Raw genomic sequence first — 14959 nt, forward strand, 5'->3', positions numbered from 1 at the left:
CTGAAACGATCGGAGAACTGATGAGCGCAGCAGCCCCCTCAACCCTGGCAGCCATTCAGCGCGTCACCAAGCGGTGCCTGGCGGAAATCGATCGTGTCTGCACACTCCTGGATATTCGTTACGTCGCCTACGGAGGCACGGCGATCGGGGCTGTGCGCCACCGGGGCTTCATCCCCTGGGACGACGACGGGGACGTGTGCATGCCGCGGGCGGATTACGAGCGTTTCATCGCCGAGGCCCCGGCCCTCCTCGGGGAGGAGTTCTTCATCGCTTCCCCCGCCACCCACCCCGACTACCCGATCAGCTTCGGCGTGCTGGGCCTGAAGGGCTCGGAGTTCGTCTCCAAGGTCGCGAAGGACCGCTCGTTCCGCATGCCGATCGGCGTGGATCTGTTTGTCTTGGATGAGATCGCGGACGACCCCGGCCGCTTCCGCGCCCAGTCGCGCGGCACGTGGCTCTGGGCGCGCCTCATGTTCCTGCGCTCGATCCCCAACCCGCCGACGGGCCTGCCCACGCCCGCGCGCCAGCTGGCCTCCGCGGCGATGGCCTGCGCCCACTGGGGCATGCGGGCGCTGCGCGTCAACGAGGCCTCGCTGTACCGTCGCTGGCTGCGCGCCGCCCTGAAGGGGCGCGAGAATCCGCAGAAGGCGGCCGACGGCTCGATCCTCTTCGGTGATTTTTCGACGCGCGATCCTCGCCGCTGGAGCGCCTCCGAGGCCGAGCTCTTCCCGGCCCGCTCCGTTCCCTTCGAGGACATCACGGTGCGCATCCCGGCCGCTTACGACGTCGTGCTCACGCGCGGCTACGGGGATTACATGCGCATTCCGGATCCTCAGGATCGGGTCACCCACGAGCCCTTCCACATCATTTTTGGACCCAACGATCCGGGGCCCGATGCCCCCGAGGAGGCCGGCGCGTGAGCGAGAAGGACACCACGACCTCGTCCATGCCGCCCAACTCCGGCGACGCGCAGGTCGAGGCCACGGAGGAGGCCCTCGAGTCGCGCGGCCAGCTGGGGCGCGACTACCTGTGGAACACGGCGGCTTCCCTCATGTCGAGCCTCGCCGTGGTCATCATGGGCGTGGCGATCATGCGCTCGGGTGCCACAGATTCCTTTGCACGCGCCCAGTACGGACTGTTCACGCTGGCGCTGGCGATCGGCCAGCAGTACCAGACGGTGGGCCTGTACGAGGTGCGCACCTTCCACGTGACGGACGTGCGTCGCCGCTTCGACTTCGGCACCTACCTGTCGACACGCCTGCTGACCTGCCTGGTCATGGTCGGCCTCATCGCCTACCACTCGTGGACCGCGTCGACGAAGGACCCCTACCCCGCGTTCACGGTCATCGCAGCGGTGGCTCTCCTGCGCATCTTCGACGCCTTCGAGGACGTGTATTACTCGGAGTTCCAGCGCTCGGGTCGCCTCGACATCGCAGGCAAGGCCTGCTTCGCGCGCATTTTCACGACGACGTTCCTGTGGTCGGGCCTCTACTGGTTCACCCAGGACCTCCTCGTGTCCACGATCATCACCTTCGCGGTCACCTGCGTGGTGCTCGTGGTGGCCTACGGGCTGCCCGCGCGCGGCGTATTCCCGCTTCTCCCCTCATTCAATCTCCGAGGCATCGCGGGAATCCTGTGGGAGTGCCTGCCCCTGTTCATCGCCGCGTTCCTCAACCAGTACCTGGCGAACGCGCCGCGCTTCGCGATCCACGCGAGCCTCGGCGACGAGGAGCTGGGTGTCTTCGCGATCATCTACATGCCGGCGGTCGCGATCAACATGCTGTCGCTGTTCGTATTCCGCCCCCTCCTGACCCGCATGGCGCTGCGGTGGGCGGAGGGTAAGCGTGAGGAGTTCCTGTCGATCGTGCGCAGGGGCCTGCTGACGACCGCAGCAGCGTTCGTCGTCGTCGCCGCGGTTACCTACGTGATCGGCGCTCCGCTCCTCACCCTCGTGTTCGGCACGGACGTGTCGGGCTACGTCGGCGAGCTCATGGTGCTCGTCCTTGCGGGCGCACTCAACGCCGCCGGCGTCATCCTCTACTACGCGCTCGCGACGATGCGCCGACTGCGCGCGGTCCTCGTCGCCTACGCGGCGGCCGGCGCGACGGCCTACCTGATCGCGCCGATGCTCACGATGTCCCACGCCATGATGGGTGCCTCGCTCGCTTATGCCGCCACCATGGGGCTGCTCGCGATCCTCTTCGTCATCTTCATGCTCATCCCTGCCCCTCGCGCGACCATCGAAACGGAGCCCGTCAATGACTGATCGCCCCCACTCCCCCGTCAAGGTCGGCATCTTCATGGAGTTTTTCCTGCCCTACCTGGGCGGGATCGAGCGCTACCAGGATCGTCTCAGCGAGCAGCTGCGCGCCCTGGGCTACGACCTGTTCATCGTCACGTCCCTGCACGACGAGTCCCTGCCTCGTTTCGAGAACAAAGACGGCCTGCGCATCTACCGCCTGCCAACCAAGGGCCTCTTCAAGCAGCGCTACCCCTTCTTCAAGCGCGACGAGCGCTTCAAGGAGACGATGGCTGCGGTGGAGGCCGAGAACGCCGACTTCTACATCGTCAACACGCGCTTCCACCTCACCAGCCTGCTCGGCGCACGCCTCGCACATCGCCTGGGCCGCCCCGTCGCGCTCATCGAGCACGGCACCGCGCACATGAGCGTCGGCAACCCGATGCTGGACTTCTTCGGAGGCATTTACGAGCACGGCCTCACCCACTTCGTCAAGAAGCACGTGACCTCCTACTACGGGGTGTCGCGCAACTGCAACAAGTGGCTGCGCCACTTCGGGATCGAGGCCTCGGGCGTGTGGTACAACGCGGTCACCCCAGAGGATACGGCCGTCGCTGACGACCGCTACGAGCGCGAGTGGCCACGCGGCGGTGCCGACTCCGAAATCGTCATCTCCTACGCCGGCCGCCTCATCGCTGAGAAGGGCATCATCGCACTCCTCGACGCCTTCGCACGCCTGCGCGCCGAACTCCCCAACATACCTCTGCGTCTTGCCGTCGCCGGCTCTGGCCCCATCGAGGACGAGCTTCACGAGCGCTACGGCTCCGACCCCGCCGTGTCCTTCCTGGGCAAACTCGACTTCCCCGCCGTCATGAGCCTGTACCGACGCTCCGACGTGTTCGTCTACCCGTCCATGTACCCCGAGGGCCTGCCCACCTCGATCCTCGAAGCGGCCCTGGGCGACTGCGCGATCGTGGCGACGCCTCGCGGCGGCACCGAAGAGGTCATCACCTCTCCCGCCCTCGGGTGGATCGTGGACGGCCGCACGTCCGCCGAGCTCACCGATGCGCTCGTCCCCGCCCTGCGCGAGGCCGTCACCGACCCCGTGCGTCGCGCATCCTGCGCGGCGGCTGTGGGCACGCGCGTGCGCGAGCATTTCACGTGGCAGTCCGTGGCCCGAGAGGTCGCCTCCGTCATCGACGAGGCCGTGGCGCGCTAGCTTCCCGCAACCTCCCACCGCCAGACCTCCGTGCGGCCTCCCGCCGCGAGACCTCCGCGCGGCGCGAGGCCTGCCCGCCCGCTCGCCGTCCGCGCCGCGAGCTTCGCTCGGCGCGTCGTCTCGAAGCCCGGCCAGGCCCAGCAGGCCTCGCGCCACCCTCCAGTCGGGCGGCCACCCACACCACGGCGGCAATCCCCGCAGGCCACGCGTCCCTCTTCCTCTGGCTCCTCCGCCTGCTCCTGCAGCACATGACAACCGCGGGTAACACGCCTGACGAGATCGGCAAGTAGCCAGGTTCTAAGCGGGACAAAACTCTCCCCGCTCAACACATCAGCCGTAGGAACGGGACAAAACTCTCCCTGCTCGTCATAAAACGCTCATTTTGGCCTGCTTTACGCATACAGGGAGAGTTTTATCCCGGCATCCTGGTCGCGCATGGGCCACACCCAGGATCTGCGATGACCAACCAGGTGCATCTCACTGTAACGAGTCCCATGACGGACACACGCGGATAGGTTATCTTGATCCGGATAGGCTAATGAGTTATCCGGATGCGCTGAACCACTGTTGCGAGGAGAGCAACGGCACTCATGCACGCCCCGCCACAACCAACCGGCGGTCGAGTCGAGCGAGATGCTTCCCTGTTGCGGTGTCGTCATCGCCCTTCCTATCCGTTCAACAAACAGGTGTACCTGGTGGGACGGCCTCCCCACCGGACACACGGACGTGAACTATTCGTTCTCAGGAGTAGTCCTTCTGGAACTTCAGTTCCAGTTCCTCCAGCGAGTGGAACTTCGTCTCGGGGACGACCTTCCAGTAGAAGAGGAACGAGAGGAAGTTAATGGCTGCGAAGATCGCGTACGTACCAGCGCCACCGACGGTCGCCATGAGCGGTGGGAAAACAACGGCTACGAGCGCGTTGGCAAGCCACAGGGTGCCTACCGCGATACCGAGGGCAGTGCCACGGACAGCGGCCGGGTAGATCTCGGAAACGAGAACCCAGGACACCGTTCCGGACTGCTTGATGAACACGAAGATGCAGACGATGCCAAGAACCAGCCAGGGTGCGAAGGTCGGGGCGCCGGAGATATTTCCCTCGCCATCTAGGTAGGGACTGATAAAGACTGCAAACACGGCAGACAGCGCAGCCAGAGAAATCGTGATGCCGAGCTCCTGATACATGCCCACGTGACGGCGAGCGAATCGGGCGACGAGCCACAGGCCCACGGCGGAACCGATCGCGGAGATACCACCGGAAACGACGTTCAGGGTGATGGCGTCTTCCATGGGAACGCCGGCAGCGTTGAGGATCTTCGGCGTGTAGTACATGGCCGTGTTGATGCCGGTCAGCTGGTCGGCGATGCCCAGGACGATACCGATAGAGAGGAGCTTGCGTGCCCACTTCACGGTGAGGATCTGGGACAGCGACCACTTTTCCTGAGCAGACTCTGCACGCTGAATATCAAGCATCTCGTTGATCTCGCCAGCGACGTCGTCCTTCTTTTCATCGCGCGCACGCTTGAGGGAGCCGATGGCCTCGACAATGCGCAGATTGGCGGCGTACCAGCGCGAGGACTCGGGCACAGTGCGGATACCGATCCACAGGGCGATGGCGGGCAGCGAGCACAGGACGAGCATGTAGCGCCAGGTCAGACCATTGCCCGTGCCGGCGACATCCGCAATATTGACGGCGGCCTGGACGGTCTCCCACGCGACGGACGTGCCAGCGTGGCCGAGCACGTGCCCGGATACATCCACGGCATCACCGGTCAAGGTGACAGTGGGACCACCCTGCATGTGAGCGATGACAGCGTTCATAGAGAAGGCCAGGAACTGGCCAAAGACGATCATCATCTGATCCGTCGCGACAAGGAAACCACGCAGCCGCTTGGGAGCAGTTTCGCTGAGGAAGACGGGAACCGTCGCGGAAGCGCCACCAACCGCGAACCCAAGGATGATACGCGCCAGGTAGAGGACCCAGATGTTCGGGGCAATCGCGCAGCCGATGGCGCCAAACAGGAAGATGATGGCGAGCAACGTGATGTTATGGCGGCGACCAAAGCGGTCGGAGAGGCGTCCGCCGAAGAATGCACCGGCGGCAGCACCGATGCACAGCAGGCCGCCGACCCAGCCTTCTTCGAAGGTGGTCATGTTCAGACCGCCGGCGCCTCCGGGCATGTACATGTATGGCAGGGCGCCAGCGACAACGCCGGTGTCATAGCCGAAGAGGAGAGAGCCAAGCGTCGCGATGACAGCAATTGCGCCCAGGGAGCGCTTCGCACCGGAAGCGGGGGTCTTCTCGACGAGCTCGCGCACCCTGTCGGGCGTGTAGTCGTCAATCGTTGGAGTGTGTGCCATATGGTTCTCCTCTGCACTTCCTCGTCGGAGTAATCCGGATGAACGAGACAGCAGCCATAGCATAATGCCGCACCCGTGTACGCACCGCTTCCCGGCAGATGTCAGGCGGATGACGGTCGCACCCCTTGAGGATATCAAGGCCGAGGCCGCAGCGAGCACCTCGTCGTCGGGGCACTCAAGCCCACACCTATGACTGTATAGAGTGGAGGGGTGGGCACAGTGTGCCCACCCCTCCTATCAGAGAGTTGTCAGACTCAGCCGTTCGTCGGGAAGTTCATGCCAACGTAGCCCACCTTCTCACCACGCTTGGGCCAGCGGGTCGTGACAACCTTCGCCTTCGTGTAGAAGCGCACGCCCTCGGGGCCATGGATGTGAGTGTCGCCCAGCAGCGACTCCTTCCAACCACCGAACGAGTAGTACGCGACCGGAACCGGGATCGGCACGTTGACACCAACCATGCCGGCCTCGACATCGACGACGAAGTGGCGGGCGGTATCACCGTCGGAGGTGAAGATCGCGGAGCCATTGCCAAACTCGGAGGAGTTGACGATCTCGATGGCTTCCTCGTAGGTGTCGGCGTGCACGACGACCAGGACCGGCCCGAAGACCTCTTCGCAATAGACGCTCAGGTTGCGATCCACGCCATCGATGATGGTGGGGGCCAGCCAGAAGCCGTCCGCGTATTCCTCACCCTCGGGGCGGTAGCCGCGGCCATCGAGGACGATGTTCGCACCCTTCGCCTCAGCCTCGTCGATCCACTTGGTAATGCGCTCCTGGGAGGAGCGGGTGATGACCGGGCCCATCTCGGAGGCCGGGTCGGTGCCGGGGCCGACGACGATCTTCTCAGCGCGAGCCTTGATCGCGGGCACGAGCTTCTCCTCGACGCCACCAACGGTGACGATCACGGGCAGGGCCATGCAGCGCTGGCCGGCCGCGCCGAATGCGCCGGCGCTGATGTGCTGCGCGGCGAACTCGATGTCCGCATCGGGCATGACGATCGCATGGTTGTTCGCACCACCCAGGGCCTGGACGCGCTTGCCATGGGCCACGCCCGTGTCCTGCACAATGTGGGCGACCGGGGTGGAACCAACGAAGGAGATCGCGTCGATGCCGGGGTGGGTGAGGATGTCGGTGACCAGGTGGCGGTCACCGGCGATGACGTTGAACAGGCCGTCGGGCAGGCCGGCCTCCTTGTAGAGGCGGGCGATGATCAGCGAGGCGCTGGGGACGACCGAGGCGACCTTGAGAATGAAGGCGTTGCCGGTGGCCAGGGCGACCGGGTGCATCCACATGGGGACCATGGCCGGGAAGTTGAAGGGGCAGATGCCGGCGACGACGCCGACGGGCTGACGCAGGGTGTGCACGTCCACGCCGGTCGAGGCCTGGTCGGTGAACTCACCCTTGAGGGCGGCGTTGATGCCACACGCAAAGTCGATGGTCTCACGGCCACGAGCGATCTCGCCGAGGGCGTCGCCGTGGGTCTTGCCGCCCTCACGTACGATGGCGTCGGCGATCTCATCCTGATGCTCGATGACGAGCTGACGGAACTTGAACATGATGTCCACGCGCTTGGCCAGGGCGGTGCGGCCCCATTCCTTCTGCGCTTCGCGGGCGATCTCGACGACATGGTCGAGGCAATGCTTGTCGGCCAGGGCGAGCTGATCGACGACCTTGCCGGTGGCAGGGTTTTCGACGCCGATGGTCTTCTCGGAGTGAGCGACATACTCTTCGCCGTTGACCCACAGGTTGATTGTCATTGGTTTTACCTTTCTTCCCATTCATCCACGAATGGCGGAACAACTTTGTTAGGACAAACAATAGCACGTCCCTAAGACTAATGTCGCGACGTCCGAAACATCAGCGCCAACAGGGCCCAGATTGTCCCGTCTATAGGACACGCCCCCATCGCCAACTCCCCACACCAGCCAACGCGCCGTTTCACAAAACGTTTCACGCCGGGCCTACTGACGCACCAAGGGTATACGCGACAGGGGCGGCCGCGGACTAATCCAGGGCCGCCCCTCACGCACTCAGCGCATCACAGGTAGTGGCGCTGCGGCTTGCGATCGTTCTGGTAGTCCTCGTAAGCACGCTGGGTCGACTCGAGCACGGACACCTCCGAGATCGCCACGTCCCACCAGGAGGATCCGGGCGGGTTGGGGCCCATCAGATCGGTCTCGATGTGAATCATGGTCGCACGATCCGAGGCGGCGGCCGCCTTGTATGCCTCCTTGAACTCCTCGATCGTGTGGACCTCGAGCACGTCGATGCCCCACGAGCGAGCGTTCGCCGCAATGTCCACGCCAGCGATCGTGTCCGTATCCTCCAGGTGCGAGCCGGTCCCACGCTGGCGGTACTTCGTGCCGAAGCGCTGGGAGCCGCGCGACTCGGACAGGGCGCCAATCGATGCGAAGCCGTAGTTCTGCAGCAGGACGTAGATGACCTTGATACCCTCCTGGGCGACCGTGGCCAGCTCCATCGGCAGCATCTGGTAAGTGCCGTCGCCGACGATCGAGACAACCTCGGACTGCGGACGGGCCAGCTTGACGCCCATGGCGGCCGGGACCTCGTAGCCCATACAGGAGAAGGCGTACTCGACGTGGTACTGGACGGGGGTCTTCGCCTGCCACAGGGCCTGCAGGTCGCCGGGCATCGAGCCGGCGGCGTTGATGACCACGTCCTCGTCGCCCATGAGCTCGTTGAGCGCACCGAAGACTTCGGTCTGCGCGGGCAGCGGGGCGTTGCCCACGTGGTAGCACCGCTCCACCTTGGCGGCCCAGGCCTCGCGCTCGGCGGCGATCTCGGCGGTGTAGGACTCGTCGACGCGGTAGTCGGCCAGGTCCTCGGTCAGAGCGACGAGGGCCTCGCGGGCGTCGGCCACGACCATCTCGGCGCTCTGCTTGGCGGCGTCGAAAGGCGTGATGTTGATGTTGACGAAGGAGACGTCGGGGTTCTTGAACTGCGTCTTCGAGGCCGTCGTGAAGTCGGAGTAGCGCGTGCCCACGCCGATGATCAGGTCGGCCTTGTCTGCGAGGTGGTTGCCCGAGTCGCCGCCGGTTGAACCGACGCCACCCACGGAGCACGGGTGATCGCAGTTGATGGCGCCCTTACCGGCCTGCGTATCCGCCACCGGGATACCGGTCGCAGCAGCGAACGTGCGCAGCTCCTCCGAGGCCTCGGAGTAGATGGTGCCGCCGCCGGCGATGATGAGGGGACGCTTGGCGGCGCGAATCTTGGCGACCGCGCGCTCGAGGGCGGCGCGCTCGACGGGAGGACGGCGCACGTGCCACACGCGCTTGGCGAAGAACTCGACCGGCCAGTCGTAGGCCTCGGCCTGAACGTCCTGAGGCAGGGCGATCGTGACGGCGCCGGTCTCGGACGGGTCGGTCAGGACGCGCATGCCGGCCAGCAGCGAGGGAATCAGCTGCTCGGGGCGGTTGATACGGTCGAAGAAGCGCGACACGGGACGGAACGCGTCGTTGACGGTGACGTCCAGCGAGGTCGGGTCTTCGAGCTGCTGGAGGACCGGGTCCGGGATGCGGGTCGCGAACTGGTCGGAGGGGAAGATGAGGACGGGCAGGCGGTTGGTCGTCGCCAGGGCTGCACCCGTGACCATGTTGAGCGAGCCGGGGCCGATCGACGCGGTCGTCATCCAGGTCTGCAGACGGTTCGTGGTCTTGGCGAAGGCCGCGGCGGCGTGGATCGCGCCCTGCTCGTTGCGAGGCATGATGTAGGGCATCGGATTCTCGCCCTCGGCCGGCGCGATCTCGTTCTGCAGGATGGCCTGACCGATGCCGGCGACGTTACCGTGTCCGAAGATACCGAAGGCGCCCGCGATGAGGCGGCGCTCGACGCCGTCGCGCTCGGTGTACTGATTGGACAGGAAGCGAATGATTGCCTGTGCAACCGTCAGGCGCACGGTTCCCTTGTAGGCTTCGTTGCTCATGGGTGATCCTTTCGGGGCTGTCTTACTTGTTCATCGGGAGACGGGGGTCCACTTCCTGGTTTTCCCAGGTCGCGCGGATCCAGTGGTGGGCCGGGTCGTCGGGGGCAAGCCACACAAGGTCCTCGTTCGGGCCGGCCATGACGTTCAGGTAGTACATGTCGTAGCCGGGGGCTGCGACGCAGGGGCCGTGGTAGCCGTGGGGCACGAGGGCGACGTCACCGTCGTGGACCTCGCAGCACAGGTCGATCGGGCGGCCGGGGCTGCCGTAGGTGCGGTGCAGGCCGAATCCCTTGGAGCCCTCGGGTCCGTCCTCGATCTCGAAGTAGTAGATCTCTTCGAGCTCGCGCTCGTCCTCGGAGTCCTGCTCGTGCTTGTGGGCCGGGTAGGAGGACCAGTTACCGCCGGGAGTGATGACCTCGCAGGCCAGCAGGTGCGAGGTGGTGACACCTTCGACGGCAAGGGAGTAGTTGTTGACCTGGCGCGAGCAGTCGCCGGCGCCGCGCAGGTCGACGCGGACCTGGCTCTTGGGGTAGTAGGCGGCGGGGATGTCGCGGCTGGCGATCGCGGAGGGGAACGCGAAGCGTCCACCGTCGGCCGAGGTGATGGTCAGGCTCTTGCCTCGCCCCACGTACAGGTAGTCGGTGACGCCGGAGAAGACACCGCGACGGCCCTCGAGCTCATAGGTCTGCCCGTCGACCTCGACGGTCGCGCCGCCGGCGAGGGGCAGGACGAGGAGCTCGGCCTCACCGGTCTCGACGACCTGGGAGGCGCCGGCCTCAAGGACCAGGACGCGCAGGCCCGAGAAGGCCCAACCGGCGCGCTGGGGGTCAATGTCGACGGTGAAATTGCCGTGGCCGGAGGAACCGGCGGGAACGTAGATATCGGGAAGAGTCATCGTAGTCTCCTGAACGTTGGGCATCGGTGCCGCTGGATGAAAAGGGGGACGAGGCTGGGGCGGGTCGGGTGGGTTACGGGAGGACCCCCGTTTCGACGAAGGTGCTCAACTGCTCGAGGGTGGGCATGGCGGTCGAGCATTCGATGTGCAAGCACACGTAGGCTCCCGCGGCCGAGGCGTAACGGATCGTGCGCTCGAGGTCCCACCCTTCGACGAGGCCGTGAATGAGCGCGCCTCCGAAGGCATCGCCCGCGCCGAGCCCGTTGACGACGTCCACGTCCCAGGCATCGACCCACACGCGCTCATCGGCGGTCTTGGCGAGGGTACCCTTGGGCCCCTGCTTGACGATCGCGAGTCGAACGCCGCGCTCGAGGAGGGCGTCAGCAGCACCTTCAGGATCGGAGACGCCGACGGCCATCTCGCATTCCTGACGGTTGCCGACGGCGACGTCCACGCGGGACAGGACGGCTGCGACGCGCGAACGCGCCTGGGCCATACCGCTCCAGAGGTTGGAGCGGTAGTCGAGGTCGAGGATCGTCACGCCACTGGAGCGGTCGCGGTGATCGAGGGCGCGTAGGTGCAGGCCGAAGGACGAGTCGCGCGACAGGCCGGTCACGGTAAACCAGAAGATTCCGGCGCGCTCGACGGCGTCCCAATCCACCTGGTCCTCCCCCAGCTCCAGGTCCGGGGCGCTGGGTTCACGGTAAAAGTAGAGCGGGAAGGAGTCCGGCGGGAAAAGCTCGGCAAAGGTCACGGGCGTGTGGAAGTCGCGCACGGTGACGACATGATCGGAGGAGACGCCGAGGCGCTCCAGCTCCCGGGTCACGAAACGGCCGAAGGGGTCATCCCCCACGCCGGTGATGACGCCGGCACGGTGTCCGAGTCGGGCGGCGGCGACGGCGACGTTCGTCGGGCTGCCGCCGAGGAACTTTCCAAAGGTCTCGACATCTTCGAGGTGGGCGCCAACTTGGAGAGGAAAAATGTCAATGCCGGAACGACCCATTGTTAGAATGTCGACATAGCGGCGCTCGAGAGACATGGCGTCTCCTTCCTCTCCATTGGGGTGGCCCGTAAACCTTTCGTTCCAAGGATGCACTATCAACAGGCAATCGTCAAACTTTGTCTATACAATATGCAACAGCGCGTCACTCTCACCCTTTACATCAACGCTGATACTATGTAACCCTAAATATTTTGCACAACTGTCGCGCCACACACGAAGGTTTGACATGTCCAAAGCATCGCCCACCTCGGGGAACACCCCCTACGTTCCAGACATCACGCTGGATCGCTCCTCCCCCGTGCCGCTGTACTTCCAGATTTCAGAACCCATCGCACAGCTCATCAACTCCGGCGCCCTGCCTGCGGACACGCGCCTGGAGGATGAACTGTCGATGGCTGCGCGACTGCACGTCTCCCGCCCCACGGCACGACAGGCGCTCCAGCGCCTCGTTGACCGCGGCCTCCTGACGCGCCGCCGCGGCGTCGGTACGATCGTGTCCCCGCGCCACGTTCACCGCCCCATGGAGCTCACCTCCCTCATGCGCGACCTCGTCAACGCCGGCCACAAGGTCCACACGACGATCCAGCGCTACGAGGCACGCCCGGCCAACGCTCAGGAAGCCGACGTCCTCAAGATCACCGAGGGAACACTCATCGTCCACATTGAGCGCACGCGTTTTGCCAACGACGAGCCAATCGCCGTGCTTACCAACTTCATCCCGACGGACATCGCGCCGACCATGCAGGAGCTCGAGTCCGCCTCCCTCTACGACCTGATGCGCGAGCGCGGGGTCACCCTGGCCTCGGCCCGCCAGGTGATCGGCGCTCGCAGCGCGACAACAAAGGAAGCCAAGCTCCTGTCCGAGCACCGCGGCGCCGCGCTGCTGACGACGCAGCGCACGACATACGACCCCTCGGGACGCATTGTCGAGTACGGCAACCATATCTACCGCGCATCGCGATACTCCTTCGAGACTAGCCTTTTCGCTCAGTGACAAGATATTGACACTTTGTCCTAACAAACTGTTGACAGGCGTAGGCGCTTGCCGTAGACTTATCCCCGACGGAGAAAGTCGAAAGCAATCACAAAGGAGTGCTTCCCGCCATGTCCATCGAGTACACCCCCGGCCCCCTTCTGGACGCCGCGCGTAACACCCCCACCGCCCTGTGGAACGATTCGTCGGATCCCAGCGAGCTAGCGCAGTCGCTCTCCTTCGGCGGCGTTGGTGCTACCTGCAACCCGACCATCGCCTACACCTGCATCAACCAGCGTCGCGACGTGTGGCTGCCCCGCATCGCGGAGCTCGCCAAGGAAATGCCCGACGCCACCGAGTCTGAGATCGGCTGGCAGGTCGTGCGCGAGCTGTCCCTCGAGGCCGCCAAGCTCCTCGAGCCCATTTTCGAGGCCGAGAACGGCCGCAACGGTCGTCTCTCGATGCAGACGGACCCGCGCCTGGCTCGCTCCGCCAAGGCCCTGGCCGACCAGGCCGAGGAGTTCCACAACCTCGCTAAGAACATCATCGTGAAGATCCCCGCCACCTCGGTGGGTGTCGAGGCCATCGAAGAGGCCACCTACCGCGGCGTCTCCGTCAACGTGACGGTCTCCTTCTCCGTCGCACAGGCCGTCACCACGGGCGAGGCCATCGAGCGCGGCCTCAAGCGCCGCGAGGCCGAGGGCAAGGACACCTCCCAGATGGGCCCGGTCGTCACCCTCATGGTGGGCCGCCTCGACGACTGGATCAAGGAGGTCGCCAAGCGCGATCGCCTGTTCATCGATCCGGGCCACCTCGAGTGGTGCGGCGTGGCCGCCTTCAAGCGCGCCTACCAGGAGTTCCAGAAGCGCGGCCTGCGCGCCCGCATGCTCTCCGCCGCGTTCCGTAACGTCATGCACTGGTCCGAGTTCGTCGGTGGCGACGTCGTCGTCTCCCCGCCGTTCCAGTGGGCCAAGCTCATCAACGACTCGGACTACAAGGTGGAAGAGCGCATGGACATCCCCGTGCGCGAGGACATCATGAAGACCCTGCTCTCGATCCCCGAGTTCGTCCGTGCCTACGAGCCCGACGGCATGACCCCGGAGGAGTTCGACACCTTCGGTGGCACCGTGCAGACGCTGCGCGGCTTCCTGCAGGCAGACGCTGACCTCGACGCACTGGTGCGCGACGTCATTATGCCCGCTCCGTGATCCCTCTGGCTGGCCCCGCACACCACGTGCGGGGTCACCAAACGTCACGGTTTTCTGCTGTTTAGCACACCCCTCTCACCTAGAAAGAAGCAAAGATGCTCAACATTGCCGTTATCGGCGCCGGCCGCATCGGCCACGTCCACGCCAAGACCATCGCCGCCCACCCCGGCGCCACCCTCGCCCTCGTTGCCGATCCTTTCGGTGACGCCGCGCAGAAGCTGGCCGAGGTCTACGGCGCCCGCCACACGACCGACGTGGACTCCGTCTTCACCGACGAAGGCGTCGACGCCGTCGTCATCGGCTCGCCCACGCCGCTGCATATCCCCCACCTGCTCGCCGTCGCCAAGGCCGGCAAGGCCGTGCTGTGCGAGAAGCCGATCGCGCTGGACATGAAGGACGTCGAGGCCGCTCGCGACGAGCTGGGCGCTGTGTCCGTGCCCGTCATGTTCGGCTTCAACCGCCGCTTCGATCCCTCCTTTGCCGCGGTTCACGCTCAGCTCGAAGAGGGCACAATCGGCGACCTGGAGAACCTGCTCATCATCTCGCGCGACCCCTCCGCTCCCCCGGCTGAGTACGTGAAGGTCTCCGGCGGCATCTTCCGCGACATGACCATCCACGACTTCGACATGGCCCGCTTCTTCCTGGGCGACATCATCGAGGTGCACGCCTTCGGCCAGAACTTCAACGAGGAGATCAGGGAAGCCGGCGACTTCGACGCCGCCGTGGTCACCCTGAAGAACGCCGCCGGCGTCGTCGCCACCATCGTCAACAACCGCAAGTGCTCGGCCGGCTACGACCAGCGCCTGGAAGCCCAGGGTTCGACGGGCACGCTCAACGCGGACAACATCCGCGCCACCACCGTGCGCCTGTCCAACGCCGAGGTCACGGATGCGGCCGAGCCGTACCTGGACTTCTTCCTGCAGCGCTACGCGGACGCCTACCGCCTTGAGCTGACCGCCTTTATCGACGCGGTTGTCACGGGTACCAAGCCCACGCCGTCCATCGACGATGCGATCGAGGCTCTGCGCCTGGCCGAGGCCGCCACGGAGTCGGCAAAGACCGGCAAGCCCGTGTCGCTCGCCTGGTAGCGTCTCGAAAGTCCCGGCGGGGTTCCCCCG

At 65.3% G+C, this 14959-nt stretch carries 11 protein-coding genes; 6 read left to right on the top strand and 5 right to left on the bottom strand.

Going from position 1 to position 14959, the window contains the following annotated elements; translation table 11 throughout:
• Window positions 1-20: 20 nt before the first annotated feature.
• From FOC40_RS08730 to FOC40_RS08740, 3 genes are read left to right on the top strand one after another with little or no spacing between them, the layout of a single operon-like run.
• Window positions 21-920, top strand: a complete 900-nt coding sequence (locus tag FOC40_RS08730; RefSeq protein WP_155844136.1) for a LicD family protein — start codon at window positions 21-23, stop codon at window positions 918-920.
• A complete protein-coding gene (locus FOC40_RS08735; RefSeq protein WP_003794520.1) occupies window positions 917-2266 on the top strand; it encodes a lipopolysaccharide biosynthesis protein in 1350 nt (449 codons plus the stop codon). The genes FOC40_RS08730 and FOC40_RS08735 overlap by 4 nt, the downstream gene beginning before the upstream one ends.
• Complete coding sequence (locus FOC40_RS08740) at window positions 2259-3458, top strand: glycosyltransferase family 4 protein (protein ID WP_003794519.1); 1200 nt, start codon at window positions 2259-2261, stop codon at window positions 3456-3458. The genes FOC40_RS08735 and FOC40_RS08740 overlap by 8 nt, the downstream gene beginning before the upstream one ends.
• Window positions 3459-4199: 741 nt before the next feature.
• On the opposite strand, the gene FOC40_RS08745 is transcribed toward FOC40_RS08740, so the two are convergent.
• The 5 genes from FOC40_RS08745 to iolC form a co-directional block, all read right to left on the bottom strand.
• Complete coding sequence (locus FOC40_RS08745) at window positions 4200-5816, bottom strand: MFS transporter (protein WP_003794177.1); 1617 nt, start codon at window positions 5814-5816, stop codon at window positions 4200-4202.
• 254 nt (window positions 5817-6070) lie between these two features.
• On the bottom strand, window positions 6071-7573 hold the full coding sequence (locus FOC40_RS08750; RefSeq protein WP_003794175.1) for a CoA-acylating methylmalonate-semialdehyde dehydrogenase: 1503 nt from the start codon (window positions 7571-7573) through the stop codon (window positions 6071-6073).
• A gap of 281 nt (window positions 7574-7854) precedes the next feature.
• Window positions 7855-9762 (bottom strand): 3D-(3,5/4)-trihydroxycyclohexane-1,2-dione acylhydrolase (decyclizing), encoded by a 1908-nt coding sequence (gene iolD / locus FOC40_RS08755; RefSeq protein WP_003794174.1) that lies wholly within the window; start codon window positions 9760-9762, stop codon window positions 7855-7857.
• A 22-nt stretch (window positions 9763-9784) separates the two neighbouring features.
• Window positions 9785-10657 carry a 5-deoxy-glucuronate isomerase gene (iolB, locus tag FOC40_RS08760; protein WP_039929208.1) on the bottom strand — a complete coding sequence of 291 codons (873 nt, stop codon included), beginning with the start codon at window positions 10655-10657 and terminating at the stop codon, window positions 9785-9787.
• Between the two features lie 73 nt (window positions 10658-10730).
• Window positions 10731-11696: a 5-dehydro-2-deoxygluconokinase gene (iolC, locus tag FOC40_RS08765; RefSeq protein WP_003794171.1), complete on the bottom strand. Its 966-nt coding sequence runs from the start codon at window positions 11694-11696 to the stop codon at window positions 10731-10733.
• A 190-nt stretch (window positions 11697-11886) separates the two neighbouring features.
• Between iolC and FOC40_RS08770 the strand changes: the two genes are divergently transcribed.
• The 3 genes from FOC40_RS08770 (at window position 11887) to iolG (ending at window position 14929) form a co-directional block, all read left to right on the top strand.
• Complete coding sequence (locus tag FOC40_RS08770; protein WP_003794168.1) at window positions 11887-12654, top strand: GntR family transcriptional regulator; 768 nt, start codon at window positions 11887-11889, stop codon at window positions 12652-12654.
• Window positions 12655-12764: 110 nt separating this feature from the next.
• Window positions 12765-13841 carry a transaldolase family protein gene (locus tag FOC40_RS08775; RefSeq protein WP_003794167.1) on the top strand — a complete coding sequence of 359 codons (1077 nt, stop codon included), beginning with the start codon at window positions 12765-12767 and terminating at the stop codon, window positions 13839-13841.
• 95 nt (window positions 13842-13936) lie between these two features.
• Complete coding sequence (iolG, locus tag FOC40_RS08780) at window positions 13937-14929, top strand: inositol 2-dehydrogenase (protein ID WP_003794166.1); 993 nt, start codon at window positions 13937-13939, stop codon at window positions 14927-14929.
• Window positions 14930-14959: the final 30 nt, after the last annotated feature.

Source organism: Schaalia odontolytica, from assembly GCF_009730335.1.
In the GTDB taxonomy this organism is placed as follows: Bacteria; Actinomycetota; Actinomycetes; order Actinomycetales; family Actinomycetaceae; genus Pauljensenia; species Pauljensenia dentiphila.

Excerpts from the sequence above, each read along its gene's own strand:
- iolD (WP_003794174.1), bottom strand. The coding sequence starts at position 9,762 with ATGAGCAACGAAGCCTACAAGGGAACCGTGCGCCTGACGGTTGCACAG.
- FOC40_RS08775 (WP_003794167.1), top strand. The coding sequence starts at position 12,765 with ATGTCCATCGAGTACACCCCCGGCCCCCTTCTGGACGCCGCGCGTAAC.
- iolG (WP_003794166.1), top strand. The coding sequence starts at position 13,937 with ATGCTCAACATTGCCGTTATCGGCGCCGGCCGCATCGGCCACGTCCAC.
- FOC40_RS08770 (WP_003794168.1), top strand. The coding sequence starts at position 11,887 with ATGTCCAAAGCATCGCCCACCTCGGGGAACACCCCCTACGTTCCAGAC.
- iolB (WP_039929208.1), bottom strand. The coding sequence starts at position 10,657 with ATGACTCTTCCCGATATCTACGTTCCCGCCGGTTCCTCCGGCCACGGC.
- FOC40_RS08740 (WP_003794519.1), top strand. The coding sequence starts at position 2,259 with ATGACTGATCGCCCCCACTCCCCCGTCAAGGTCGGCATCTTCATGGAG.
- FOC40_RS08730 (WP_155844136.1), top strand. The coding sequence starts at position 21 with ATGAGCGCAGCAGCCCCCTCAACCCTGGCAGCCATTCAGCGCGTCACC.
- FOC40_RS08745 (WP_003794177.1), bottom strand. The coding sequence starts at position 5,816 with ATGGCACACACTCCAACGATTGACGACTACACGCCCGACAGGGTGCGC.
- FOC40_RS08750 (WP_003794175.1), bottom strand. The coding sequence starts at position 7,573 with ATGACAATCAACCTGTGGGTCAACGGCGAAGAGTATGTCGCTCACTCC.
- iolC (WP_003794171.1), bottom strand. The coding sequence starts at position 11,696 with ATGTCTCTCGAGCGCCGCTATGTCGACATTCTAACAATGGGTCGTTCC.